The organism is Actinopolyspora mzabensis, assembly GCF_900101095.1.
In the GTDB taxonomy this organism is placed as follows: Bacteria; Actinomycetota; Actinomycetes; order Mycobacteriales; family Pseudonocardiaceae; genus Actinopolyspora; species Actinopolyspora mzabensis.
This window is the reverse complement of the sequence record NZ_FNFM01000004.1, coordinates 216,020-240,932: the sequence shown is the minus strand read 5'-3', so window position 1 is coordinate 240,932 and position 24,913 is coordinate 216,020. Positions and strand designations below refer to the sequence as shown.

The following is a 24,913-nucleotide window of genomic DNA, read 5'->3' as shown; positions in this document are numbered from 1 at the left end:
CGCTGAACCTACGGAGACGGGGGATTTCGATGATCGACGTGATCATTGTGGGCGGCGGACCGACCGGTCTGATGCTGGCCGGTGAGCTGCGGCTGCACGGCCTGCGCGTGCTCGTGCTGGAACGGGATGCGGAGCCGAGCCCGGTGGTCCGCGCGCTCGGGCTGCACGCACGCAGCGTCGAGGTGATGGACCAGCGCGGTCTGCTGGGGCGGTTCCTGACGCACGGCAGGCAGTACCCGCTCGGCGGGTTCTTCGCGGGCATCAGCAAGCCTGCACCAGAACAGTTGGACACCGCACATCCGTACGTCCTCGGCATCCCGCAGCCGATCACCGACCGCCTGCTCGCAGAGCACGCCACCGAGGTGGGCGCCGAGCTAGCGCGCGGTCACGAACTGGTAGATGCGGAGCAGGACGAAACCGGGGTGACAGCAGAACTGGCCGACGGCACCCGGCTGCGCTCGCGCTACCTCGTCGGCTGCGACGGTGGACGGAGCACGGTACGCAAACTGCTCGGCGTCGGTTTCCCCGGTGAACCCGCCAGCACCGAGACACTGCTGGGCGAGATGGAGGTGACAGAGGACGCTGCGACTGTGACCGCAACTGTCGCGGAAGTCCGCGAGACCCAACCACGGTTCGGCCTCGGGCCCTTCGAGAACGGGGTGTATCGCGTTGTCGTACCCGCGGCCGGGATCTCCCAGGACCGCACGGTCCCGCCGACCCTCGAGGAGTTCAAGCAACGGTTGCGGACCTTCGCGGGCACCGACTTCGGCGTGCACTCGCCGCGCTGGCTGTCCCGCTTCGGCGACGCCACCCGGCTGGCCGAGCACTACCGGGTCGGCAGGGTGCTGCTGGCGGGCGACGCGGCGCACGTGCACCCGCCCACCGGTGGGCAGGGACTGAACCTCGGTATTCAGGACGCGTTCAACCTCGGCTGGAAACTCGCGGCCGAGATCAACGGCTGGGCGCCGGAAGGACTGTTGGACAGCTATCAAACCGAGCGCCGCCCCGTGGCCGCGGACGTGCTGGACAACACTCGTGCGCAGATGGAACTGCTGTCCACCGCTCCGGGGCCTCGCGCGGTACGGCGGCTGGTGTCGGAACTGATGGGCTTCGAAGAGGTCAACCGTCACCTGATCGAGAAGATCATCGCGACCGGGATCCGCTACGACTTCGGCGAGGGGGACCAACTGCTCGGCAGGCGACTGCGGGACGTGGGGCTGGGGCGGGGACGGCTCTACGAGCTGATGCACCACGGTCGTGGCCTGCTGCTCGACCAGACCGGTCTGCTCTCGGTACAGGGTTGGCAGAACCGGGTCGACCATGTCGTGGACGTCAGCGAGGAAATGGACGTACCCGCTGTGCTGCTGCGGCCGGACGGGCACGTGGCGTGGGCCGGTGACGATCAGGGTGAGCTGCTCGAACAGCTGCCGAAGTGGTTCGGCGCCGCCGGAGGCTGATCCCCCGGTGAATGCGCCCCGCCTCGCGGACCGCTGGGCGCCCCGGCGATTCCGCGCGGAATCGCCGGGGCGCGGGAGGGGCGCGGCCACGCCGGTTTCTCGCGAGTGGCGCAGCGGGAACGGGCCCACTCAAAGCGAGAGCGTCATGTCCCTGAACTCCGGCCACGCACGCTCCCAATCGACACCGGTGACGTCGGCAAGTTGGATCGGCTGCCCCTGCACCACGTTGTCGACTCCCAGACCGTTGTCCACTGTGCCCACCCGTCGAATCCGGTCGAAATGCTCACGTGCTCCGGGGGCGATCTCACCGATGTGGATCACGGTGGTGGTTTCGGCGGGCGGGTGCCCGAAGAACCAGAATCCCCGCGAGCCGCTGTAGGCCTCGGGGAGATCGGCTCGCCTCCCGTGGAACTCCACCGCCGAGGCGGTCCAGTAGTGGGAACCGAGCACCACGGTGTGCTCGCGTTGCCGCCGAGGCAGTTCGTGGTAGATCTCCTCCACATCGGCGGCCAGCTTCGGCCACCCGATCTCGCTGCCGCGAAAGTCGACCGGAGCGGTGTCACGCTCGGCGAACGACTCCACCGAGGCGAGGGGCAACGACTGCACCGTCACCACCACCGACACGGCCAGCGCGGGCCAGGCCAACCACCCCCACCTACGCCGGTTCTCGGCCGCCCCGGCCTCGCGGCGACGCTGAAACCCCAGCGCGCCCGCCGCCCACAGCACCGGGAATACCCCCGCCACGTAGTACGGTTTGCCGCCCACCGCCAGGAACACCGCGATCACCCCGACCGCGCTCCATCCCAGGAACCGGTAGGGACGCGTCTCCTCGGCGCGCAACAATCGCCACAGGCCGTATCCGCCGAGCACCACACCGAACACCAGCCCCAGCAGGGCGAGCATGCCGACGAAGCTGAACAGTCGCCCTCCGACCGAAGTCATCTCGGCCGAGGAGGAACGGGCCACGGCCAGCTGTGGCCAGCCGTGCGTGAACTGCCACACCACAGTCGGAACGGTCACCACTGCCACGATCAGCGCACCCACCCACAACAGTGGACGCCGAAAGATCGCACGAGGGCCGAGGACGGTCAGCGTCAGTAGGATAACCACCACGAACACGGCGACATGGATCTTGACCTGCACGCTCAGGGCCACCACCACACCGGACAACAGCAGCAACCGATCGTCGTGCTCGCCAGCGCGGTGGGTGCGTAACCACCGCAGCAGCAACAACGTCAGCAGGCTCCAGCCCAGGATGTCGAGCCCTATGGTGTTGAGGTTGCGGTACATCGACGCTAAGGAGAGCACGAAAGCCGTCGTGGTGAATGCCTGCGCACGACGGTCGCCTCCCAGTTCGCGGGCCACGAGCGCGGCCACCACGGCCCCCAGCCCGAAGGCGAGGATCGAGGGGGCGCGCAGCGCGACCAACGACCCGGGGAACAACCACTCCATGGTTACGGCGAGAAACGGAACGAGCGGCTGCTGATCGGCGTATCCCCAGGCCGGATTCGCACCGGCGATCACGAAGTACAGTTCGTCCCCGAAATAGCCGTACCGCCCGGCGAAGGCGAACATCACCGCCACGGCCACCACGGTGACGACCGCGACCGGAACGAGCGCGAACGGACGCCGGGCGGGGAACGGACCGCTCCCCGCCTCCCACGCGGTGATCTCCACGTCTTTTCCTCTCCGTACCGGGAAACCGTGTAACCAGCCGGCGCGAGGGAACCTCGATTCACACCCGCTCCGAGCGGAGACCTCGACTACGAGGCGTCCGGTGCGGGAGCCCGTGTCCGTAGCAACTCCGTCATCTCCGCCGCCGACAGTGCCTCGGAGCAGAACGGGCCGGAGCCGATGTCACAGCCCTGCTCCCGCCACAACCGGGCCGCTCCCGCCGTACGCACTTCCGGCACCGCCAACGGGATACCGCAGGAACGCACCAGTGGGATCGTACCGCCGAGCGCCTTGAGCTCCGGGGACTCGAAGGTCTCGTCCTCCTCGACGAGTCGGACGAGGTCGGGTGCCAGCAGTACGGTATGGGTGGGGAATTTCCGCAGGAAACGCAGTTCTGCGGGAGCGGCGCGGAACTCGTGGGCCGCGGTACGCACCCCCATGTCCGCCAAAGTCGCGACGTTGTCGGCGGCTTCCCCGCCGGTTCCCATCAGCGCCGTCATCGACATGCACAGCAGCAACCGGCTCGGATCCGGTGATTCCTCCTCGATGACGCGCCGCACGCAGGACACCAGATCAGGATCGCGCGACTGGTTAGGGCTGAGTCCCACCACGAGCTGGTGATCGAATCCGGCCGCGTGCCACTCGGACAGCTGTCGCCATGCGGTGCGCAGCGCCCAGTCGCGCAGGGCGAGGGTGATACCGGAACGCTCGGCCAGCCGGAGGCACGCGTCGTGCTCCAACCGTTCGTGGTCCTGTGGCTGCCACGCCAGTCGTGCCTCGACTGCCACGATCTCTCCGTCGGTCAGCGAAACCAGCGGCCGGTAACCGACCTCGAACTCCCCCAACTCCAGAGCGCCGGGCATGACTGCGGCCAGTTTGGCATCGGTCAGTTCGACGGGAGCCCGGTGCGGATCGAACACGGCCCACTGTCGTTTTCCGGCCTTCTCCGCACTGCGCAGCGCCACTTCCGCTGCCCACAACATGTCGGTGGGCTCGGCATCGCCGACCGAACGCTGTACGACACCGATGCTGGCCGTGGGCGCCAGCCCGTTGCCGTTGATGTAGATCGGCTCGTCGAGTTCGGTGTTGATCAGCTCGGCGAACTCGGCGATCCCCGGAGTGTGGGGCCCCTGCCGGAGCAGCACCGCGAACTCGGTTCCACCGATCCGGGCTACCAGCCCGTCCTCGTTCCGGACGAGTCCGGAGAGCCGGTTGGCGACCGACTGCACGATGCTGTCGCCGACCTCGTAACCGAGTCCGTTGTTGATGAGCCCGAAACCGTCGAGCCGTAGCTGGTAGAGCGTGAGCCGCTCGTCGGGTGCGAAGGAGCCGAGGGCTCCTTCCAGCCTCGTCCGGAACTGCTGGCGGTTCGCCAGTCCGGTGATCGGGTCGTGCAGTGTCTGGAAGTAGAGCTGTTCCTGCAGGTCGTTGAGTTCGCGCAGATCCTCGACCATCAGCACGATCCGGTAGGCCTCGCCGTCCGCGTCACGTAGCACCGAGACAGCGATGTAGGTCCAAGCCTTCGTGCCGTCGGATCGCACCAGATTGCGGCGTTCCCGCAGCCCGTCGCGCCTGCCTCGCAACAGCTCGGCGTAATTGGTCGAGACGATCTCCGCTTCCGCGGGGTCGAACAGTTCGGTGACGGCGGTGGAGACCAGCTCCGGTGCGCTGTAGCCGAGAGTTCGCTCCAGCGCCGGGTTTACCTCCCGGAACGTACCGTCGAGGTCACACAGGCCCATACCTATCGGAGTGGTGTCGAAGACCTCCCGGAAGCGGTCCTCGCTGACGCGCAGCTTGCGCTCGGTATCCAGTTTGGACAACAGCAGTGCGCGCTGGAGGGTTTCCTGCTGCGCGATAGCGCTCCCCCGATCGGCCTCGGCGTAGCCGGAGGCGACGGAGGCCAGCAGGGTCAGCACTCGCCGCGCGGATTCGTTCGAGGGTTCGGGCAACAGGGTGCGGCACAGTAGTTCCAGACTGCGGCTGAGGCTGTCCTCCCCGGTCGCGTGCAGCCTGACCAGCCGGTTGCCCACCGAGTGACCGGTCGTCTCGATCCGCTCCGGCTGCCGAAGTCCTTCGAGGATCTGCTCGCTCAGTTCGCGGAGTTCGGATTCCAGCGAACCGCGAGCCATCGGTATGTAGGCGGTGTGGCTCAGCCATCGGGCCCACTGAGTGGCGAGCTCGGCGCACCATCGTCCACTCTCCCAGGTGGCCACCCCTTCGTCCTGGCCTGCCCCATCGTCGATCGGGAGCTCCCTGTCCGAACTCGCGTGGCTCATCTCATCAATCCCACGTTCAGGGTATTTACTTCCGAGAGAAAGCAGATTATCGCAACGGTGTGTATCTCGGCAGTCCGGTTGGGCAACATGCCTCACTCCTCGGAAAGAACAATTACGCGACGTAAACCACAGAAATCACGCTTTGTAACCAACTCCGGCGTAGATCTGCTCCGCGCCCGGAGTCTCGGCGTGCAGGCCCTCGTCGTCCGGACGCCACAGCGCCGTACCCACCACCCCGGGGTCGAGCAGTTCGAAACCGTCGAACAGTTCGGTGATCTCGGCGTGGGAGCGCGGATGGATCGGGTCGGCGCTCTGCCGCATCACCTCGGCGACCTCGAACATCTCCCGGGGCCTGACATCGGCGGTGAAATGCGAGAGCGCCAGGTAGCTGCCCGAGGGCAGCGCTTCACGGTAACGACGCACGACATCGGCCGGATCGTTCTCGGGGGTGGCGAAGTGCAGCACACCGACCATCAGCAACCCGATGGGTCGGGACAGATCCAGCAGGCCCGTGGTTCGAGGATGACCGAATACGCCCTCCGGATCGAGGAGGTCGGCCTGCAACATCGTCGCGTTCGGATCGTCACGCAGCAACAACTCGCTGTGGGCGACCGCGAGGGGCTCGTTGTCCACGTAGACGACCCTGGAGTCCTCATCCACGTCCCGCGCGATCTCGTGCACGTTCCCGACGGTGGGAATGCCCGATCCGATGTCGAGGAACTGCCTGATGCCGGCACCTTCGAGAGTCAGCACCGCACGTCGCAGGAAAGCACGGTTGAGACGGGCGACGTGTCGGGCACTCGGTAATGCGGCCAGGAACTTCTCGCCCAGTCTGCGATCGGCGGCGAAATTGTGGGCACCACCCAGCAGATAGTCGTATATCCGCGCCGCGCTGGGAACCTCCTCGTCCACACCACGCGGCAACCAATCCGTCTGTTCCGTCACCGAGCCCCCTTGCCGGTTCGTTCGCGTACCCACGAGATTACTGGGCGCTCCGGACACCGCTGACCTCGTACCGACACGTCGGGACAACCGACGGTTGCCACCGTCGTCCGGCCCGCTCACCGGGTTCGCGGAGCAGGGACGGTCCTCTCACCACGAGCAGAACATCGCCGCGCGGAGGATACTCCCCCGATCGGGCCCCACTGGACCACCGGAAGCGGGAAGATCACCAAAACGGAATCAGGTCCGTCAACAGCCAGTTCGCTCCCACTGCCAGCGCTCCGAAAGCGATCAACAACCACAGCGACAACCAGAGCATCGCGGGCGCCGCCGTCAGGCGCGCCAGCTGATCCGCATCGGAATTGCCCGCCCCTCCCCGGCGACGCTTGCCGGACAACTCGAACAGGGGGCGGATGCCTCCCAACAGCAGGAACCATCCCAACAACTGGGCGAACAGCAGTTGCACACCGGGACCGGCCCACCAGGAAACCGCGAACAACGCGGTGCCGGTCAGCAGCACCGAGAGCACACCGTAGAGATTGCGCAGCGCGACCAGCAGCAACGCCAGCGCCACCACAGCGGCGCGAAGCAGCAGCGAGACCCGATCCGCCGAAACCAACCACGCCGCCACCAGCCCCAGCAACGAGACCGCCGGGTATCCCGCGAACAGCGTAAGGACCATCCCCGGACCGTGAGCCGGCCCGGTGGAGACGGTCAGACCCGAGGTGTCCGAGTGCAGTCTGATGCCGTTGAGCCTGCGCCCGCTGAGCAGTGCCACGACCGCGTGACCACCTTCGTGAGCGATGGTGACCACGTTGCGCAGTACTGTCCAACTCGCCCGGTAGGTGACCAGCACCAGGGCGAGCAGGGCGACCACCGAAGCCGGCAGTGTCCCGGAGAAGTCGGGCAGCAACCGAACGACGTCTTCCAAAGTGGATCCTTCTGCGACGGGGACTCATCTACGGTGCCGACATCAGTGGACCGTCCCCGTACCGTTGGTTCGGTTTCCGTCCGCCGTTGACTCGCCCGACCAGCGGGTACCCAGCACTCGATGCGCCAGCAGGGTACCTCCGACGACGGCGGAGGGAATCACCACGAGCTGAGCCACCGGTACCAGGCAGAGCAGGTATGCGGGCAACGCGAATCCGAGCACCGTGCGTCGATGACGCCACAGTATCCGATGTCGGGTGCCGACCGTCATGCCGAGCCGCTGGAACACCGGCCCGGTCAGTTCGAGCGCGATCAACCAACCGCCGAAGAGCACACCGAGCACCGGCACCACCGTCTGCCCCAGTACCGGCACGAAGCCGAGCGGGAACAGCAGCATGGTGCCGAGCACGCCGATGAGCACCAGTCGTAACGCGTCGGCCAGTCCCCGCGAGAGCAGGCGTAACCAGCCGGGGTCCTCACCGCCGCCGAGGCCGCGCTCCCGTTCGGTGCGCTCGGCGAGGTGGTCGTAGAACGGCCCCCCGAGCAACAGGGTCAGTGCTATGAACGACACCGAACCGAGCAGCACCGCTCCGGCGAGCAGCGCGAGGGCCAGCAGTCCCCGGAACGAACGACGCCACCATTCCGACCAGCCGTCGGCGAAGGGGGTCAACCACTCCGCGAGATCACCGCTGTAGAAGGCGAGCACTACGATTCCGGCCAGCAGCAGCAAACTGCTCAGCAGCGGGGGCACTCCGCCCAACAACAACATCCGCGGCGAACGCACGATGCTGGTGAATCCGGTTCCGAGATCACGGGCGCCGGCGGACATGTGGTTCATCAGGGTGAGCCTCGTGGTGGGAAGCATTGTCCCCACGATCCTATGAGAGGCCACCCGCTCGGCCGTGGCGACGGTTACTCGGCGCAGCCACGGCGCTCGCGGCCAAGCTCCGGCAGCACCCGCGAGCGGGTTGTCCGCCGATCGTGCCGATGATCGGCGGACAACCAGGTATCAGGCGATGATCCGGATGGGATCCTGCAGCAGCGAGGTGAGCTGCTGCATGAACACGGCCCCCACGGCACCGTCGACCGCACGGTGATCGGCGGACAGGGTCATGCGCATCATCTTGCGCACCGCGAACTCCCCGTCGCGGACCTGCACCTCCTCGCGGGTCGCGCCCACGGCGAGGATGGCCGCCTCGGGTGGATTGATGACCGCCGAGAACTCCTCGATACCGAACATGCCCAGGTTGGACACGCTGAAGGTGCTTCCGGACATCTCGTCGGGCTTGAGCTTGCCGTCCCTGGCGCGTTCGACCTTCTCCTTGCCCTCGGCAGCGATCTCGGAGACACTCTTGCGGTCGGCGTCGGGGATGACCGGTACGACCAGGCCCGAATCCAGCGCCACCGCGACCCCGAGATGAACCCGCTTGTGCTGGAACAGCTTCTCGTCCCGGAACGAGACATTGACCGAGGGATTCGCGCGCAGCGCGGTGGCACAGGCCTTGACCACCAGGTCGTTCACGCTGACCTTCGGCCCACCGGAGGCCTGCAGCCGTTCGTTGAGGTCGGAGCGGAACGAGACCAGGTCGGTGACGTCCACGGCACTGGTCAGGTAGAAGTGCGGTGCCTGCTGTTTGCTCTCGGTAAGCCGCCGAGCCGTGACCTTGCGGATATTGCTCAACGGGATCTCTTCGAGATCCTCGTTCTGCTGTTGGGGCTCCGAGCGCTCGGCCCGGTGGGACTCCGCGGCCGACTGCTGGGGCGACTCGGTGGCGGTCTTCGCCTCGGCGGCGGCCTCGATGTCGACCCGGATGATGCGTCCGCCGGGGCCCGTGCCGGTCACGGTGGACAGGTCGACGCCCTTCTCCCTCGCGACGGCTCGGGCGAGCGGTGAGGCCTTCGGGCGTTCGCGCGGACCCGCATCGGATTCCGCCGACCCGGCGGACCGTGGCGCGGCGGGCTCGGTAGCGGCACTGCCGGGGGAATCGGACTCGGGGTTCGAGCCCGTGGTGGCGGAACCGGCGGCGGACCCATCGGAGTCGCCCCCGGAAGCACCGGCGGCAGCGGCGGCGCCCGATCCGTCGCCCATGATCCCGATGGGAACGCCGATCGGAACGGTCTCGCCCGCGCCGATGAGGATCTTCTCCAGCACCCCGTCGTCGTAGGCCTCCATCTCCATGACGGCCTTGTCCGTCTCGATATCGGCCACGACGTCGCCGCGGTTGATCTGGTCACCCACCTGCTTGCGCCAGGTGGAGATAACGCCTTCCTCCATGGTGTCGGACAGGCGCGGCATGTGAATCTCGGTCATGGTCTTCCTCGGATCCTGGTGGTCCGGCTCACCCCGTGGCTCGGTCCGAACCGAACGCGGTCGTCGCCCGGGGGCCCGGTCCACCGGGCCGACGCGGTGAGCCTGCGCCTTGCTGCGGAATGTGTCAGCGACGATGTCCGACGGCGTCGAGCGTCTGCCGTACCGCCGTGTGGAGCGACTCGGCGGAGGGCAGCGCCGCCCGCTCCAGGGGCTTGGCGTAGGGCAGCGGAACCTCGGCCGCGGCGACACGACGCACCGGGGCATCGAGGTAGTCGAAGGCCCCGTCGGAGATGGAGGCCGCGATCTCGGCACCGATGCCGTAGGTCAACCAGTCGTCCTCGGCGATCACGGCGCACCCGGTCTTGCGGACGGAATCCACCAGCGTCTCCCGATCCAGCGGACGCAGGCTGCGCAGGTCGATCACCTCGGCCGAGATCCCCTCCTCACCCAGCTGGTCGGCGACCTGGGTGGCCACGGTTGCCATGCGCGAGTAGCCGATGATGGTGATGTCGCTGCCTGGGCGGGTAACGCCGGCCTTGCCGATCTCCGCAGGCGGCAGCTCGTCGGGTACCTCGCCCTTGGTGTTGTAGAGCGCGAGGTTCTCCAGGAACAACACCGGGTCGTTGTCGGCCAACGAAGCCTTCAGCAGTGCCCTGGCGTCCGCCGGAGTACTCGGTGCGACGACCTTCAGTCCGGGGACGAACGCGTAGTACAGCTCGATGTTCTGCGAATGCGTCGCGCCCAGCTGCTGGCCACCACCGCCCGGGGTGCGCAGCACCATCGGGGCGTTGGACTGGCCCCCGAACATGCCGTAGATCTTCGCGGCGTGGTTGACGATCTGGTCGAGCGCCAGCAGCGAGAAGTTGATCGTCATCAGCTCCACGACCGGACGCAGGCCCAGCATCGCGGCTCCCACCGCGGCTCCGACAAAGCCCTCCTCCGCGATCGGAGTGTCGCGTACCCGCTTCTCGCCGAACTCCTCGAGCAGTCCCGCGGTGATCTTGTAGGAGCCCTCGAAGACTCCGATCTCTTCTCCGATCAGAAATACGTTCTCATCGGAGAGCATTTCCTCGCGCAGCGTGTCGTGCAGCGCTTGCCGGTAAGTGATGACGGCCAACGGTGTATCTCCTGGACGTGGTCGCGCCGTGGGGCCGCGAGCGCGGCCCCGGCGCCTCGTGGCGGGGTGTGGTTCGACGGATCCCTCCCGCGATGCTCGTCAACGGCGAGTTCGGTCGCGGGAGTCGGGAGCGGTTCCCGTCAGAAGACGGGATCGGCAGGCAGCCTCCGAGAGTCGTTGGCGACCGGGGTGGCGTAGGTGTAGTCGAACAGGGTGGCCGGGTCGGGGTGCGGGCTGTCGTCGGCGAAGGCGACGGCCGCGTCGACATCGGCCTGTACGGTGCGCTCGATCTCGGCGGCACCGTCCTCGTCGAGCACACCCGCCGAGATCAGCTGCGAGCGGAACGCGGCGACCGGATCGGCCTCGCGCGCCGCCTCGGCGTCCTCGGGACTGCGGTACTTGGCGGGGTCGACCACCGAATGGCCCTTCATCCGGTGGCTGACCGCCTCCAGCATCGCGGGCTGCCCGGTTTTCCTGGCGTGCTCGACCAGTCGCCCCGCGGCTTCCCGCACGGCCACCACGTCGTTGCCGTCGACGCGTTCCCCGTGCATCCGGTAGGCGACCGCCCGCTTGTACAGCTCGGACTCCGCGGAGGACATGTCCACCGTGGTTCCCATGCCGAGATAGTTGTTGACCACCACGAAGACCACGGGCAGGTTCCACAGCGCGGCGATGTTCATCGACTCGTGGAACGCGCCGATATTGGTGGTGCCATCACCCATCTGGCAGAGCACGACCTCGTCGCCACCACGGTAGTCGATGGCGAGGGCGGCTCCGGTGGCCAACGGGATCTGGCCACCGACGATCCCGTAACCACCGAGCAACCCGACCTCGGTGTCGAACATGTGCATGGAGCCGCCCAGCCCCTTGGAGGTGCCGGTGGTGCGGCCGTAGAGCTCGGCCATCACCTTGCCCGGTTCGATCCCCTTGGCGAGGGCGTAACCGTGCTCGCGGTAGTTGGTGAACAGGTAGTCGGACCGGCGCAGCGCGCTCATCAGCCCGACCACGGTGGCCTCCTCCCCCAGGTTGAGGTGACAGTAGCCACCGATCTTGGCCTGGGTGTAGCCCTGCGCCGCGCGTTCCTCGAAACGCCGGACGAGGCTCATCTGCCGGAAGTAGTCCCGCAGCGCCTCCGGGGACTCGGATGCCAGCGCGGTGTTCTCCTGACGCTGCTGCACCCGGTTGCCACCGGAACGAGTTCCGCTCCGACGGCCCTTCGAGCCGGAGGTTGCCGACTTGCTGCGGGTAGCGGTCTCCGCCATGAGAGATCCCCTTTTTCGAGTGGGTGTGTTGCGGCGCCACTTCGGGCCGAACAACGCGGTTCGTGGCGATGACGGTCGGACGCCGATGTCCTGATCGAAGGTCGCGTCCCAGTCGTCCGGGACGGGACCGCTTCCGAGAGCGCCGCGGTTCAGCGCCGGCGCGGCGGCGCGGTGTGCAGGGGCAACCCCAGTGCCGACATGGCGGATTCCATTCCGATCTCGCCCAGCGTCGGGTGAGCGTGGATCGTGTCGGCCAGCTCGTCGAGGGTGGCTTCGAGACTGATGGCCAGCGTTCCCTCGGTGATCAGATCACTCGCGGACGGGCCTATGACGTGTACACCGAGGATCTCGCCGTGCTTACTGCCCGCCACGATCTTCATGAATCCTTCCTCGTCCCCGGTGGTCTTGGACCTGCCCAGGGCCGCGAAGGGGAAGCGGCTCGTGACGACGTCGTGGCCGCGTTCCGTTGCGCCGGCTTCGGTGAGACCGACGCTGGCGATCTCCGGGTGGGTGAACGTAGCGGCCGGAACGACGCCGTAGTCGATGTGGGCCTCGTGCCCCGCGATGGTGTCGACGGCGACCACGCCCTGGTGCGAGGCGACGTGCGCCAGCAGTGCCTTGCCGGTGACGTCCCCGATCGCGTAGACGTGCTCGACATTGGTACGCAGTTTGTCGTCGACCGCCACGAAGCCACGTTCGTCGGTGGCCACGCCGGCGGCGTCGAGCCCGAGCGAGGCGGTGTTGGGCTTGCGCCCCACTCCCATGAGGACCACGTCGACGTCGAGCTGTTGCGTGTCGGAACCGTCCACGTGCACCCGCAGGTGTCCGTCGGCCTGTTCGATGGAAGAGACCGTGGATTCGGTGAGGACCCGTATCCCGCTCTTCTTCATGGAACGCCCGAGCGCCTTGCCGACCTCGGCGTCCTCGATCGGAACCAGGCTGGGAGCCATCTCCACCACGGTGACCTCGCTGCCGAAGGTGGCGAACATGCTCGCCCACTCAGCACCCACGGCACTTCCGCCGACCACGGCGATGCGCTTGGGGACCTCCTCCAGCCCGAAGGCCCCGTCGGAAGTGATCACTCCCGGAAGCTCGGAGCCCGGAACGGGCAACCGCGCGGGCACCGAGCCGGTCGCGATGAGTACGTCGCGACCGGTCACGCGTTCCACGGCCTGGCCACCCGCGGGTTCGGCCGCGTAACGCGGGCCGCCTTCGCCGAGCGGGGAATCCCCGTTGGGATGAACATCCACGGTGTTGGAGCCGGTGAACCGCGCGTGGCCGTCGATGACGGTCACACCGTTGGCCTTGAGCAGCCCGGCCACCCCGTCGGTGAGGTTCTTGACGACCCCGTCCTTACGACGTGCCACCGCCGGGAAGTCCAGCGTCACGTTCTCGGCGTGCACTCCGAAATCGGCGGAATGCAGCACCGTCTCGTAGACCTCGGCGGAGCGCAGCATCGCCTTCGTCGGGATGCAGCCCCAGTTCAGGCACACACCGCCCGCTTTCTCCTTCTCCACCAGGCCGACCGACAGACCGCGCTGCGCCGCACGGATCGCCGCGACGTAGCCACCGGGGCCGCCGCCCACCACCAGGAGGTCGAATTCCTGCACTTCGCTGTGCTTTTTTGCTCGTGCACCCACCGAGAAGCCTCGAACTGTCGCATCTCGAGTGTCGTGACCGGGACCACGACGGCGCCATGCCGCTACGCCCAGAGTTGACCCTCAGTCACTGTGCAACTCGCACATCTGCCCCACTATTCAGTGACATTTGAAACACAATTGAACACGTATAGTGAAAATTTGGCCGTTGTGCGAGCGAGGTCACGAACAGAAAACGAACGATGCCGAACGAGACGTAAAAAACGCGGCAATTTGTTCGCGACATCGGTTGACGACAACCGCCGCGCCTGTTCCGTCAGCGGTCGTTGCCACCCATCCGCAGTGCGGACAGCGCCAGCGACAGGGCCACGTACGAGTCACGACCGTGCAGCGGCCTGCCGATGAGCGTCGTGATCCGGTGCAACCGGTTCAACACCGTGTTGCGGTGGCAGTGCAGACGAACGGCGGCATTGGCCGTGGAGCAGTTCTCCTCCAGCCATGCGGCCAGGGTCTCCAACAGCATGTCCCGCTCCTTGGGCTGCAACGCGAGAATCTCCCCGAACTGGTCCTCGAGCAGCCGCCGTGCGAGATCGGGCGACTGGACGAGCAGAGCTTCCGGATAGCGTTGCTGCAGCGAGACGAGTTCGACGGCCCCGCGTTGTGACGTTCCCAGCGCCGTGAGGGCGAGTTCGTGAGCCATGCCCGTCTCTGCGAGGCCGATGACCAGCGGAGAAGCCGCGGCTCGCCCCCTGACGAGCTGCCGCAGGGCCGCCAGCGCGCTCGACTCGTCGTGCTGTTCCAGCGCGATCAGCCCCACCAGGGTGTCCGCCCGGACCTGCCAGACGGAGCGGATGTGCAACGCGGCGAGCGCGGCCTGCTGACCGCGCAGCGCGAAACTGCCGTCGGAAATCATCTCGGCCACCACCACGACGTAGGGGCCGGAGGTGGGCAGGTCGAGTTCCTTGGCGGTTCGCTGCGCGAAGGCGGTGTCGCGTGCCCGCCCGCTGAGCAGGTCCTCCACCAGGGCGTGCCTTCGTTGGTCGTCGTTGCGCAGCTGCTCCAGTTCGGTGTTGCGGTAGGAGGTGGACAGCGCCGAGGAGAGCGCGTCGATCACGGTCCACATCGTGGTGGCCCCGCCGAGAACGGCGTCCGGATCGACCTTGTCGGTGTGGGCCTGTTCGACCAGTGCCTCCCAGAGAATCCGACCGCCGATCCGAAAGGTCCGCAGCATCACCTCGAGCGGGACCCCCTGTTCGGCCCGTCGCCTGCCGATGGCCGAGGCCACCGAGTCGTCCTCGCTGCGGGGCACACGTCCGCTCAGCACGTGCAGCGCTCGGGCCAGATAGTTGGCGCACCCCTCCCACAGGTCCTCCCGGGGAACCGGACGGTAATCGGTCCATTCCGGATTGTCAGTGAATATCGCGTCCATGAGCCGTTGCGCGAGCCCGGGAACGTCGTCGAGGCGTTTCTCGGCCAGCGAACGCGTAATCTGCTCAGCGCGTCCCTCGGGGAGATTGTGGGTCAGTTCCCCGTGGACGCCACCTGTGAAGGGATCAGCCACCACGCTTCCAGACGATACGCCGTAATGGCGACCACGAGCTGGCCCCACAAGGACAGCGAAAGGGTTTCGGCCGGAATTCAGCAGCGCACAGCTTTGTTGCCCGCCGGAACGGCCCCCGGCTGCTTGCACCACGGCGGCACGGGGCCGTTCGCGGCCGTCACACGATGCGCGCAACGCCACATTCCCCGACAATTCGGTCCGCCCCCTGTTCGGGCCGAGTCCCGGTGGCACGGGCAACCGCAATCGATGCCACACCCGCGCGACGATCGGGAGTTCGATGGCCGCATCCGGATCACCACCACACGGGCGCAGACCCCAACTGCCTGAGGAGGTCGCGGTACACATCCGTGAGCAGATCATCACCGGTCAGGTTCCGGAGGGGGAGTACCTGCGGCTGGACCAGCTCGCCGAGGACCTGGGGATAAGCGTGACCCCGGTCCGCGAGGCGCTGATAGCCCTCTCCGCGGAAGGCTTCGTGGAGCTGGAACCGCGCCAGGGATTCGCGGTGGCACCACCGAGCAGGCAGGATCTCGAGGACATCTTCGAGTTGCGCGCTCTGCTCGCGGGCGGACTCGCCGGACGCTGTGCCAGCCGGATCACCGGGGAGCGGCTGCGGGAGCTGCGAGAACTGCAGCGCGAGCTGGCCCGGGTCCACGAGCTCGGCGACGGCGCCACGGCCACCGAGTTGCTCATCCGGTTCCACCGGGAACTCGGCAAGGCTTCCGGGGCGCGCAAGCTCGCGTGGTTCTTCGAACTGGCGAGTCGCTACGCGCCACGGGAACAGTCCCTTGCGGCCGCCGGATGGCCACGGGCATGTGTCCGGGACCACGACGCGGTGTTGCGGGCGCTGGAGAACGGCGAGCCAACAGCCGCCGAGGAAACGACGCGGGAGCACCTCCGCACGCTCGGACGCCTGCTGATAGAGCACCTCGACGCCCGGAATGCCTGGCCGGACCGACAGTGACCGCGCGGCCGTGACCGAACCGGCGAGGGGCGCGTCCGCGGCGCGCGGAGTTCCAGGTACCCGACGGGCGGGAGTGCGCGTCCCGCACCGGGGTCACGGTCACCCTGGGCGGCGCCGCGCACCGATTCATCGCCTGCACCGCGGGGAGCAAGGCGGCGTAAACCACGGAGCGTAGGGCAATTCACCCATACTTCACCACCGTCAGAGTGACAATACAGGCATGATGGTGGCGAATACCTGCCAGCGCACGGTTTCCCGAACACAGGGGTGATATCACGCACCCCGGTGCATTCCACGATCGTGTGAGTAGGGGAAACTCAACCAACGTCCGTGCGCGAGTACGCTCGCGCGGAAACCGACCGTCGAAGGTGTAGCAGGCCGATGCCCAAGACAACCAATCCGATGGCGAAGCGCAGCGGGGCTTCGACCAATATCATCCTGACCGCGATCGTGCTGGTCGTCGCGGTAGCAGTCATCGGTGGAGTGATGATCTTCGGAGGGGGCAACCAGACCGACGGGGCGTCCTCGAACAAGGTCGCCGCCTCCGTACTGCACCCCCAGGGCAGCCACCAGGTCGTCGAAGCGGGACAGGGCGCTCCCACGCTGGTCGAGTTCGTGGACTACCAGTGCCCCGCCTGCCACAACTTCTACCAGAACGTCACCAGCGAGCTGGAGAAGGAGTACGAGGGCAAGATCAATTTCGTGGTTCGGAACAACCCGCTGGACATGCACCCACTGGCGGTGCCCGCCGCGAAGGCGGCCGAAGCGGCCGCCATGCAGGACAAGTTCCAGCCGATGTACCACAAGTTGTTCGACAACTACTCCTCCTGGGCCACACCCGCGGACGGCGGCGGTGTCAGCAGTGACGAGCAGCGCGCACAGCAGCAGTTCACGAAGTTCGCCGAGCAGATCGGCCTGGACACCGAGCAGTTCCGCGAGGACATGAACTCCGACAAGGTCCAGCAGCGTGTCGACCAGGGTCTCGCCGACGGCCAGAAAGCCGGGGTGACCAGCACACCGACGTTCTTCCTGAACGGCGAGAAGGTCCAGTTCTCCCAGGGAGGAACACCGCTGCAGCACCTGCGTGACAAGCTCGACGGAGCGTTGGCCAAGTGACCGCGACCGCCGAACCGAACACACACGACGACTCCTCCGTCCCGCCCCAACCCGACCGGACACCGTTCGACAGGGGGCTGAGCTGGCTCTACCTGATCGGAGGCGGCCTCGGGTTCCTCGCCGCCTTCGCACTCAGCGTCGAGGAGTATCTCAGCCTGATCAATCCGAACTACGTGACCAGCTGCAGCATCAATCCGATCGTTTCCTGTGGCTCGGTCATGGAAAGCGATCAGGCGAAGGCGTTCGGCTTCCCCAATCCGTTGATCGGGGTAGCCGCGTTCGCGATCGTGACCACCACCGGTGTCGTCATGCTGGCCGGCTTCCGCCCACCGCGCTGGTACCGGATCGGAATGCAGCTCGGCACGATCTTCGGCGTGGCCTTCGTGCACTGGCTGATCTGGCAGAGCCTGTACGAGATCCAGGCGTTGTGCCCGTATTGCATGGTCGTCTGGGTGGTGACCATAGCCGTCTTCTGGTACACCACGCTGCACAACCTGGGGAACGGTCACATCCCCGCGGGACCGACAAAACCGGCGGTCACAGCGGTGAGCAAGGTACACAGCGTGGTACTGGTGCTGTGGTACCTGGTAATCGTCGGGATGATCCTGCAAGCTTTCTGGAGCTACTGGAGCACGCTGGTGTAGCTACGCGCCGGCTCTCCGCGAGAACGGACTCACCGGATCGCTCGAACACCTCGTGGGGGAACCGCCGCGGTGATCACCGATCGCCCCGCGGCGGTTCCCCCACTTGTTGTCCGAACGCACCCGCCTCGTCCGAATGCGCCCGCGGTCGACTCCGCCGGGCCACTCCGCGGGCGCCGCGGCGGACTTGCGCGTCCCCGACAGGTGGGACATCCGTTTGTCCCGTTCCGTTACCGGGTATGAGGCGGCTATGAGTGTTCAGGTCCGTTCGACATCACCGCGCACCCGAAGTGTGCGGCAACCGGCTGTCCCGCCGGGGCGAGCCACCCCCCGAGGTGACGGACGGTTTCCCCCCTTTGATTCGATGTGCGGTGGTCTCGCATGAGGTTGGAACGAGGAGTCCGCGTGTCAGCATCCCATCCGGATCGGAATCGGGCATCACCGGAAGACGCCGCACAGCACATCGAATCCGCCGAGGCGGGTGACGAATCCCGGGTGGTCGAAGTTCGAGTGGCCGCGGCCGCGACGCAGTTGCCCGTCATGCGCGCCGTGGCAGGTGATCTCGCCATGCGTGCCGATTTCGACGTCGACACCATCGCGGATCTGCGGCTGGCCGTGGACGAGGCCTGCTCGTCGCTGGTACGTCTCGCCGCCGAGCGGAGTCAGCTGTTGGGCAGGTTCCGAACCGAGGACGACAGACTGGAGTTCACGGCGGAGGTGACCAGCACCGATCCGTCCGGCCCGCGCAAGAACACGTTCAGTTGGCGCGTACTCGGCGCGCTTACCGACACCGTGGCATCCTCGGTTCAGGAATCCGACAGCCGCGACGACGGGCATGTCGTGCGGATCGAGCTGAGTAAGGGACGGATGGTCCACGAGTGACGCAGGCGGACTCCGAACACGCCTACCGAGGCCAGGACTACGAGGAGCTGGCCCCGCTATTCGTCGAGTTCGCGGACCTGGACAACGAGGATCGGCGTCGTGCGGAGCTGCGAGACAAGCTGGTCACGGCGCATCTCCCCATCGCACAGCACATCGCGCGGAGATTCAGCAACCGGGGTGAGTCCCAGGAGGACCTCATCCAGGTCGCCACGCTCGGCCTGATCAACGCGGTGGACAGGTTCGACCCACAGCGGGGTGTCGACTTCCTGTCCTACGCGGTGCCGACCATCATGGGCGAGGTGCGGCGACACTTCCGCGACACCGGCTGGACGGTACGGGTACCCCGACGACTGCAGGAACGTCACCTGTCCATCTCCTCGGCGATATCGACACTGTCCCAGGAGCTGGGCAGAGCACCCGTGCCAAGTGAGATCGCGGAGCATCTCGGCATCAGCCGGGACGAGGTGCACCAGGGGCTGGAAGCGGGAAACGCCTATCGGAGCAGTTCGCTCGACGAACTGCTCAGCGACACCGACGAGATACCGCTGGGAGACGCGATCGGCTCCCCGGACGCCGAACTCGACGAGGTGGAGAACCGGGAAGCGATTCGTCCGTTGCTGCACGAACTGGGTGAACGAGAACGGCGGATCGTGGTACTGCGCTTCTTCAAGTCCATGACGCAGACCCAGATCGCCGAACAGATCGGCATCTCGCAGATGCACGTCTCCCGACTGCTGGCCCGTACGCTGAGCTGGCTACGGGAACGACTCGAGGTCGAGGCGCCCCCCGAACCTGTGACGGATACCTGAACGGCGGTACCGCCGCGAAGCGTTCCGCAGGGCACCCGGCTTCCGGAAACCGCGGCACCCGGGTCACCCGACAGCCCGGGAGGAGCTCCGAGTTCGAAGAACCGGCTCCCGTCCCACGCGAAAGCCCCCGGGGTGTCCCCGCCGGTGAGGTCCACCGGCTGGAGACGCCTCCGGGGGCGGAGACTCGAAACCGCTGTTGGAGAGTTGCCGGGGATCCGGTGTCGGGGGTAACTCGGATCCCCGGCAACGACCTGGGGGCAGCGGCCCGTGAGCAGCGTTCCGGGGTCAGCCGAGGGCGTAGCCCAGCTGCTTCAACCACGGAATCGGGTTGATCTCCTGGGCACCGGGTCCGGTACGAACCTCGAAGTGCAGGTGCGGACCGGTGGACTGCCCGCGGCTGCCCACTGTCGCGATCTGCTGCCCGGCCTCCACGCGCTCGCCGACACTGACCTGCGAGCTGTGGATGTGTCCGTAAACGGTGACCCTGCCGTCATCGTGCTGGACCCGGACCCACAGGCCGAACCCGCTGGCGGGGCCGGAGCTGATGACGGTGCCCGCCTGAGGCGCGTAGATGGGTGTACCGGTGTCGGCGCCGATGTCGATGCCGGCATGGCTACCGCCGCGGCTGTGGTAGCCGGAGGTCAGAAAACCGCTCTGCACCAGCTTCTGGGGGGCTGCGGACTTCTCGGGCTTCGCGGACTTCGCGGACTTCTCGGAGGCCGCGGCCTTGTCCTTCGGCTGCTTCTCGTTGTTGTCGGACTTGTCTTGTTCGGCGGCCTTCCGCTCGAACTCCTTCTTCTTCTCGGCCTGCTCCTGAGCGGCCTTGCGCTGTTCGGCCTCGACCTTCTCGGCCTCGGCCTTCTCGCGTTGCTGCTGAACCTTCTCGCTCTTGTTCAGGTTCTGGCGCTCGGAACCGTCGTTCTGGGAGGCGCCGCCACGCAGCTGGACCGAGCCGGGGGCCTCGGGGGTGCCGTTGACCGCGGCGCTCAGCGGGCTCTGTTCGGCCACCGGGGCGACATCACGGTTCTGCGATTCCGAACCGTCTCCGTTCGTCGCCGCGACGAAGGGGGAGCCTACGGCGACGAACGCACCGGCGGCAACCACGCCCGCCAACACCTTGTTGCGAACCGGGGTTCGCGAGTCGCGGGAAAAAGAATTACGCAGGGATTGAGGCAGATAGGACTTGAGGGTGGAGGTCGTGGGACGGCCACCCTCGTCGTTCTTGTCGGCCATGTTCGCCTTTCCGTCTCGGGGAGGTCCGGCCACTGCCCGTCGGGGGTCGGGCTTACTCGTCGGGGGTCGAGTTCGTCGTGACCGAACCGTGACGTACCTGGTGCAACGTAGCTTTATGTATCCGAGACATCAAGCTTTCACCCTTTAGTTGCAGGGAAGAAGCACACATTCAACGCGATCAAACACACTGAGTATTCGACACTTGATTACCCTTCGATAACGGGTCAACCAAACGACCACTTGGCACCCCAGCCCGAGCGGGACCGAATCACTCCCCGCGGCCGACGGAGCGAAGCAGGAAACATCATTTCCACCGAATTCGCAGGTAAAAACGGAAGCAAGAAAAAGAAGAAGATCCCACAGAGGACCTGCCGGAGATCAAAAATCATGGAAAAAACGATCTGAAAAAGATCGCGAAACACTGAAACGTAGCCCGCTCGAACAATGATCGAACCCGTGGAAAAAATATCATCTTCACGAATCAACGGGACCACGGTGACGTCCGACACGCCAATATGACCCTCATTCACGAATAGCTATCCGTGACGACGGAGCACGTCGGCCCGTACACGTTGCGAGGTGACCCCCTACGCACGGATGTATGCTCGGCGAAGGCTGAACCACTCTTCGGAGTGAGGTAGAGACTCCTGCGTTGCGCTCCGGAGGGCCGTCCTCAAGCCTGGTCGGGTGATAACCGTTTCGACGGGGGAGGCTGGCCGTGTCCGAGGATTACACCCGCCCGCCCGAAGATCGAGGCGACAACGGCCGTACTTCGGTCAACGCCAGGCAACTGTGGACCGGCGGAGCCGCCACCGCACTCGTAGCCGCGCTCGTGGGGCTCGTGGCGGTGGTGGTCATGCGGGGTGTCCTGCGAATCCCCGTGCTCGGCCCTTCGCGCTACGGAACGCTGGGCGACGTCAGCACGGCCCGGCTGTGCCTGTTCGCCGCACTCGCCGCACTGCTGGCGACGGCCCTGGTACACCTACTGCTGGTGACCACACCGCGCCCGCACCTCTTCTTCGGCTGGATAGTAACGCTGGCCACCGTGGCCGTAGCCGTACGCCCATTCACCACGGATGCCGCACTGCAGACGCAGGTTGCCAGCTGTGCGCTGAACGTGGTGATCGGTCTGGCGATCGGAACGCTCGTGACAGGGGTGGCCGCCGGGGCCAGCAGGCCCCGACGTTGAACAACCGGCGGCTGAACCGGAGGGGAATCCGGTTCAGCCGCCGAAGCCAATCACCGGCTACGTACCCGCTTCTTCGAGCGGAGAGCGCAACCAGCGGCAGGGACGATCACCACCGCTGTCGAGTCGTCCGTTGCGGTGAATCAGCCTTCGGAGCGCATCGGGCTGGAGGCCGTGCGCCACTCGACGGTGGGACGCATCGCGCCCAGGTCCACCCGGTCCTTGAACTGCTCGGCGACGCCGAACAGCGAGTTGATCAGGGTGTTGGACAGCAGGTGCGGGTCCAGCCCGAGTTCCACCAGGCCCGTGTGCACCACGTTGTAGTAGTGCTGGTCCTGCTCCACACGTGGGTTGTCGAGGTACTCCACCTCGACGGAGCCGTGGTAGTTGTTGGCGACCGTCTTGGCGATCTCCTCGACCGAGAAGCTCTCGGTCATCTGGTTGAAGACCCGGAACTCACCCTTGTCGGCAGGGCTCTCGGCAGCGAGGCGGATGCACTCCACGGTGTCCCTGATGTCGATGACACCGCGTGTCTGGCTGCCGGTTCCGTAAACGGTGAGGGGGTGCCCGAGCACTGCCTGGATCACGAAACGGTTGAGCACCGTGCCGAAGATGGCATCGTAATCGAACCGGGTCGCCAACCGCGGGTCCCGCACGGTCTGCGGTGTTTCCTGCCCGTATACGACACCCTGGTTGAGATCGGTGGCACGCAGCCCCCAGATACGACAGGCGAACTCGATGTTGTGACTGTCGTGCACCTTGCTGAGGTGGTAGAAGGAGCCGGGTTTCTTCGGGTACAGCATCCGGTCGGTGCGCCCCTTGTGAGTGACTTCCAGCCAGCCCTCTTCGATATCGATGTTGGGCGTGCCGTACTCACCCATGGTGCCGAGCTTGACCAGGTGGATCTCCGGATCGACTTCCTGGATCGCGAACAGCACGTTGAGGTTGCCGACAACGTTGTTCTGCTGGGTGTAGACCGCGTGCTTGCGGTCGATCATCGAGTATGGGGCGGCTCGCTGTTCGGCGAAGTGCACGATGGTGTCGGGACGGAAGTCCCGGATCATCTCGACGGTGAAGTCGGCGTCGACGAGATCACCGTAGTACATCTTGATGTCCTGCCCGGAAACCTCCCGCCAGGCATCGACACGCACCTGCAGCGGCTCCGCCGGAACCAGACTGCGTACGCCCATTTCGTGGTCGTAGGCCCTACGGGCGAAGTTGTCTGCTACGGCCACCTCGTGACCGCAGTCGGACAGATGCAGAGCGGTCGGCCAACCAAGATAGCCGTCCCCACCGAGGACGAGGATTCGCACGCCTTCTTCTCCTCTACAAAATGTCGGCATCCTTCGGTGCTCGTGTGTAACGAGACCGTGGCTGCCATCTATCAGGGTCCGTTCCGCGGCACCCGTACCTTGGGGGTATCCACAGAATGTAATTCATCGAACACGCTGTGCGCGACTCAAGCCCTCACCACACTATCGTGTTCGATGTGAAAGGCTAACTGTTGCGGCGCAACAGCCAACCCCACCTCCACGAACGGCATGATCTCATCCGTCGGCCGGATGGCGAAGCCACTTCCGTACAGTTCGTGGAGCTCGTTTCGGACAACCACTCTTCCACCCGGAGGGAAGCAAACGTGGCCGCTACCCCGGAGCCGCCGTCGAAGTCCGGCGGCACAGGCCGGTACTGGAGACTGCTGCGTGGTTTCGCCGCGGTCTCCGCATTGGCGACCATCAGCAGTCAGCTCGTATTCGTCGTGTCCTACTGGATCGGCTCGGCATCGACCCTGTCCACCGTGCTGGGGTGGCTCGCCGGAGCGGTACCCAACTTCTTCCTGAATCGCAGGAACTGGGGAAGCACAGGCAACAGCCGGCTGGGCGGTGAACTGACACGGTTCGCGCTGGTCTCGGTGGCCACCTTCCTGATAGCGGCGGTCGCCACCAACTACACGGAGGAACTCGCCCACAATCTCTTCACCGATTCCGAGGTCCGCAGAGTCGCCCTCGTGTGGGGAGCTTACTTCGGCACCTACCTGCTGATGTTCGTGGTCAAGTTCTTCCTGCTCGACCGCGTGGTCTTCGCTACTCCCCGGCGGCGCGAGCAGGTTCGCTGACCTGCTCGTCCGCCGAGGAGGTCCCGGCGGCACCGGACAGTCGCCGGGCGCGACGCTCCCGGAGCCAGGTGCCCAGTACCACTCTGCTGTAGCGATAGCCGTAGAGCACGTTGTTGCCCTTCTTGCTGACACCGGCCACCCGCTGCCGCATGGTCATGGCCTGCTCCCGAACCCGGTAGCCGCGCGCCAGGACACCCACCAGAAGCTCGGACGACTGGTACTGCTGTTGTTCCAGCCGAACCGAGTTGGCCACCTCGACCCGCATCGCGCGGAATCCGAAAGACGTGTCGGTGATGCGCTGTCCGGTCATCATGCTGACCAGCCAGGCGAACACGTAGGTCCCCAGGCGACGCAGCAGCTGCGGATTCTCGCTGCTGCCCAACCTGCGCGAGCCGGTGACGAAGTCGGCCTCGTCGTCGACGATCGGACGCAATAACCGGGGAAGCTCGTCGATCTCGTACTGCCCGTCGGCATCCGTGGTTACCACGTAACTCGCACCGCGTTCTGCCGCGAGTCGGTAGCCGAGCCGCAGCGCGGCCCCCTGCCCCCGGTTGGTCCCGGCCACACAGGTGTAGGCGCCGTGCCTCACGGCGACGTCGGCGGTGTCGTCGGAGGCCCCGTCGACGACCACCAGGGTGTCCACGTCGAGATCGCAGCTGGAACCGGGGATACCCTCCAGCACGGCTGGTATGGCATCCCGCTCGTTGTAGGCGGCGATCAGCACCACCACCGGCGCGAACCGGTGATCCCCGTACCGCGCCGCGTAATCGGCCAATGCATCCTCATCGACCTCGTCCGGAAAGGTCGTCGGCATCTCGTGCTCCTTCGTGCCGTGATCTCG

22 protein-coding genes are annotated in these 24,913 nt (G+C 66.3%); 8 read left to right on the top strand and 14 right to left on the bottom strand.

All coding sequences use genetic code 11. The annotated features are described in order from the left end of the window. Window positions 1–29 precede the first annotated feature (29 nt). Entirely contained in the window at window positions 30–1,457 is a 1,428-nt protein-coding gene (rox, locus tag BLR41_RS08265; RefSeq protein ID WP_092627403.1) for a rifampin monooxygenase, read from the top strand. 129 nt (window positions 1,458–1,586) lie between these two features. Here the strand turns inward: rox and BLR41_RS08260 are convergent, their stop codons facing one another. The 10 genes from BLR41_RS08260 to BLR41_RS08215 all read right to left on the bottom strand — a co-directional run bounded on the left by BLR41_RS08260 (window position 1,587) and on the right by BLR41_RS08215 (window position 15,128). After that, a complete protein-coding gene (locus BLR41_RS08260; RefSeq protein ID WP_218120007.1) occupies window positions 1,587–3,134 on the bottom strand; it encodes a glycosyltransferase family 39 protein in 1,548 nt (515 codons plus the stop codon). Between the two features lie 86 nt (window positions 3,135–3,220). Continuing rightward, on the bottom strand, window positions 3,221–5,407 hold the full coding sequence (locus BLR41_RS08255) for a putative bifunctional diguanylate cyclase/phosphodiesterase (protein WP_245694001.1): 2,187 nt from the start codon (window positions 5,405–5,407) through the stop codon (window positions 3,221–3,223). A gap of 135 nt (window positions 5,408–5,542) precedes the next feature. Next, window positions 5,543–6,352, bottom strand: coding sequence for an SAM-dependent methyltransferase (locus BLR41_RS08250; protein WP_092627402.1), 810 nt, complete (start codon window positions 6,350–6,352; stop codon window positions 5,543–5,545). A gap of 223 nt (window positions 6,353–6,575) precedes the next feature. Continuing rightward, on the bottom strand, window positions 6,576–7,280 hold the full coding sequence (locus tag BLR41_RS08245) for a M50 family metallopeptidase (protein WP_092627401.1): 705 nt from the start codon (window positions 7,278–7,280) through the stop codon (window positions 6,576–6,578). A 42-nt stretch (window positions 7,281–7,322) separates the two neighbouring features. Beyond that, window positions 7,323–8,144, bottom strand: coding sequence for an EI24 domain-containing protein (locus BLR41_RS08240; RefSeq protein ID WP_218120006.1), 822 nt, complete (start codon window positions 8,142–8,144; stop codon window positions 7,323–7,325). A gap of 144 nt (window positions 8,145–8,288) precedes the next feature. Next, entirely contained in the window at window positions 8,289–9,590 is a 1,302-nt protein-coding gene (locus BLR41_RS08235) for a pyruvate dehydrogenase complex dihydrolipoamide acetyltransferase (RefSeq protein ID WP_176797883.1), read from the bottom strand. 124 nt (window positions 9,591–9,714) lie between these two features. Then, entirely contained in the window at window positions 9,715–10,707 is a 993-nt protein-coding gene (locus BLR41_RS08230) for an alpha-ketoacid dehydrogenase subunit beta (protein WP_092627400.1), read from the bottom strand. 140 nt (window positions 10,708–10,847) lie between these two features. Beyond that, window positions 10,848–11,969, bottom strand: a complete 1,122-nt coding sequence (gene pdhA / locus BLR41_RS08225; RefSeq protein WP_092627399.1) for a pyruvate dehydrogenase (acetyl-transferring) E1 component subunit alpha — start codon at window positions 11,967–11,969, stop codon at window positions 10,848–10,850. Between the two features lie 149 nt (window positions 11,970–12,118). Next, a complete protein-coding gene (gene lpdA, locus BLR41_RS08220; protein WP_092627398.1) occupies window positions 12,119–13,579 on the bottom strand; it encodes a dihydrolipoyl dehydrogenase in 1,461 nt (486 codons plus the stop codon). A gap of 304 nt (window positions 13,580–13,883) precedes the next feature. Further along, window positions 13,884–15,128, bottom strand: a complete 1,245-nt coding sequence (locus BLR41_RS08215; RefSeq protein WP_092627397.1) for a PucR family transcriptional regulator — start codon at window positions 15,126–15,128, stop codon at window positions 13,884–13,886. Between the two features lie 277 nt (window positions 15,129–15,405). Here BLR41_RS08215 and BLR41_RS08210 point away from each other — a divergent pair, with 277 nt between their 5' ends. From BLR41_RS08210 to BLR41_RS08185, 5 genes are all read left to right on the top strand, one after another. Further along, window positions 15,406–16,092 (top strand): GntR family transcriptional regulator, encoded by a 687-nt coding sequence (locus BLR41_RS08210; RefSeq protein WP_092627396.1) that lies wholly within the window; start codon window positions 15,406–15,408, stop codon window positions 16,090–16,092. Between the two features lie 381 nt (window positions 16,093–16,473). Next, window positions 16,474–17,208 (top strand): DsbA family protein, encoded by a 735-nt coding sequence (locus BLR41_RS08205; RefSeq protein ID WP_092627395.1) that lies wholly within the window; start codon window positions 16,474–16,476, stop codon window positions 17,206–17,208. Next, the gene (locus tag BLR41_RS08200) at window positions 17,205–17,852 is read left to right on the top strand and encodes a vitamin K epoxide reductase family protein (RefSeq protein WP_092627394.1); all 648 of its coding nucleotides are present in this window, start codon (window positions 17,205–17,207) and stop codon (window positions 17,850–17,852) included. The genes BLR41_RS08205 and BLR41_RS08200 overlap by 4 nt, the downstream gene beginning before the upstream one ends. Before the next feature lie 402 nt (window positions 17,853–18,254). After that, window positions 18,255–18,731 carry an ATP-binding protein gene (locus BLR41_RS08190; protein WP_245694000.1) on the top strand — a complete coding sequence of 159 codons (477 nt, stop codon included), beginning with the start codon at window positions 18,255–18,257 and terminating at the stop codon, window positions 18,729–18,731. Then, entirely contained in the window at window positions 18,728–19,540 is an 813-nt protein-coding gene (locus BLR41_RS08185; RefSeq protein WP_092627392.1) for an RNA polymerase sigma factor SigF, read from the top strand. The genes BLR41_RS08190 and BLR41_RS08185 overlap by 4 nt, the downstream gene beginning before the upstream one ends. 285 nt (window positions 19,541–19,825) lie before the next feature. Here the strand turns inward: BLR41_RS08185 and BLR41_RS08180 are convergent, their stop codons facing one another. Together BLR41_RS08180 and BLR41_RS22425 are read right to left on the bottom strand one after the other, a co-directional pair. Next, the gene (locus tag BLR41_RS08180) at window positions 19,826–20,773 is read right to left on the bottom strand and encodes a M23 family metallopeptidase (RefSeq protein WP_092627391.1); all 948 of its coding nucleotides are present in this window, start codon (window positions 20,771–20,773) and stop codon (window positions 19,826–19,828) included. Between the two features lie 224 nt (window positions 20,774–20,997). After that, on the bottom strand, window positions 20,998–21,303 hold the full coding sequence (locus tag BLR41_RS22425) for a hypothetical protein (RefSeq protein ID WP_143013024.1): 306 nt from the start codon (window positions 21,301–21,303) through the stop codon (window positions 20,998–21,000). A 188-nt stretch (window positions 21,304–21,491) separates the two neighbouring features. Between BLR41_RS22425 and BLR41_RS08175 the strand changes: the two genes are divergently transcribed. Next, the gene (locus BLR41_RS08175; RefSeq protein WP_245693999.1) at window positions 21,492–21,962 is read left to right on the top strand and encodes a DUF6069 family protein; all 471 of its coding nucleotides are present in this window, start codon (window positions 21,492–21,494) and stop codon (window positions 21,960–21,962) included. Window positions 21,963–22,102: 140 nt separating this feature from the next. Here the strand turns inward: BLR41_RS08175 and BLR41_RS08170 are convergent, their stop codons facing one another. After that, a complete protein-coding gene (locus BLR41_RS08170; RefSeq protein ID WP_092627389.1) occupies window positions 22,103–23,272 on the bottom strand; it encodes an NAD-dependent epimerase/dehydratase family protein in 1,170 nt (389 codons plus the stop codon). A 323-nt stretch (window positions 23,273–23,595) separates the two neighbouring features. Between BLR41_RS08170 and BLR41_RS08165 the strand changes: the two genes are divergently transcribed. Next, window positions 23,596–24,072: a GtrA family protein gene (locus tag BLR41_RS08165; RefSeq protein WP_092627388.1), complete on the top strand. Its 477-nt coding sequence runs from the start codon at window positions 23,596–23,598 to the stop codon at window positions 24,070–24,072. Here BLR41_RS08165 and BLR41_RS23100 read toward each other — a convergent pair. Beyond that, window positions 24,041–24,886 carry a glycosyltransferase family 2 protein gene (locus tag BLR41_RS23100; RefSeq protein ID WP_218120005.1) on the bottom strand — a complete coding sequence of 282 codons (846 nt, stop codon included), beginning with the start codon at window positions 24,884–24,886 and terminating at the stop codon, window positions 24,041–24,043. The two genes, BLR41_RS08165 and BLR41_RS23100, sit on opposite strands and share 32 nt — an antisense overlap. Window positions 24,887–24,913: the final 27 nt, after the last annotated feature.

Excerpts from the sequence above, each read along its gene's own strand:
- rox (WP_092627403.1), top strand. The coding sequence starts at position 30 with ATGATCGACGTGATCATTGTGGGCGGCGGACCGACCGGTCTGATGCTG.
- BLR41_RS08255 (WP_245694001.1), bottom strand. The coding sequence starts at position 5,407 with ATGAGCCACGCGAGTTCGGACAGGGAGCTCCCGATCGACGATGGGGCA.
- BLR41_RS08240 (WP_218120006.1), bottom strand. The coding sequence starts at position 8,144 with ATGCTTCCCACCACGAGGCTCACCCTGATGAACCACATGTCCGCCGGC.
- BLR41_RS08235 (WP_176797883.1), bottom strand. The coding sequence starts at position 9,590 with ATGACCGAGATTCACATGCCGCGCCTGTCCGACACCATGGAGGAAGGC.
- pdhA (WP_092627399.1), bottom strand. The coding sequence starts at position 11,969 with ATGGCGGAGACCGCTACCCGCAGCAAGTCGGCAACCTCCGGCTCGAAG.
- BLR41_RS08210 (WP_092627396.1), top strand. The coding sequence starts at position 15,406 with ATGGCCGCATCCGGATCACCACCACACGGGCGCAGACCCCAACTGCCT.
- BLR41_RS08205 (WP_092627395.1), top strand. The coding sequence starts at position 16,474 with ATGCCCAAGACAACCAATCCGATGGCGAAGCGCAGCGGGGCTTCGACC.
- BLR41_RS08180 (WP_092627391.1), bottom strand. The coding sequence starts at position 20,773 with ATGGCCGACAAGAACGACGAGGGTGGCCGTCCCACGACCTCCACCCTC.
- BLR41_RS23100 (WP_218120005.1), bottom strand. The coding sequence starts at position 24,886 with ATGCCGACGACCTTTCCGGACGAGGTCGATGAGGATGCATTGGCCGAT.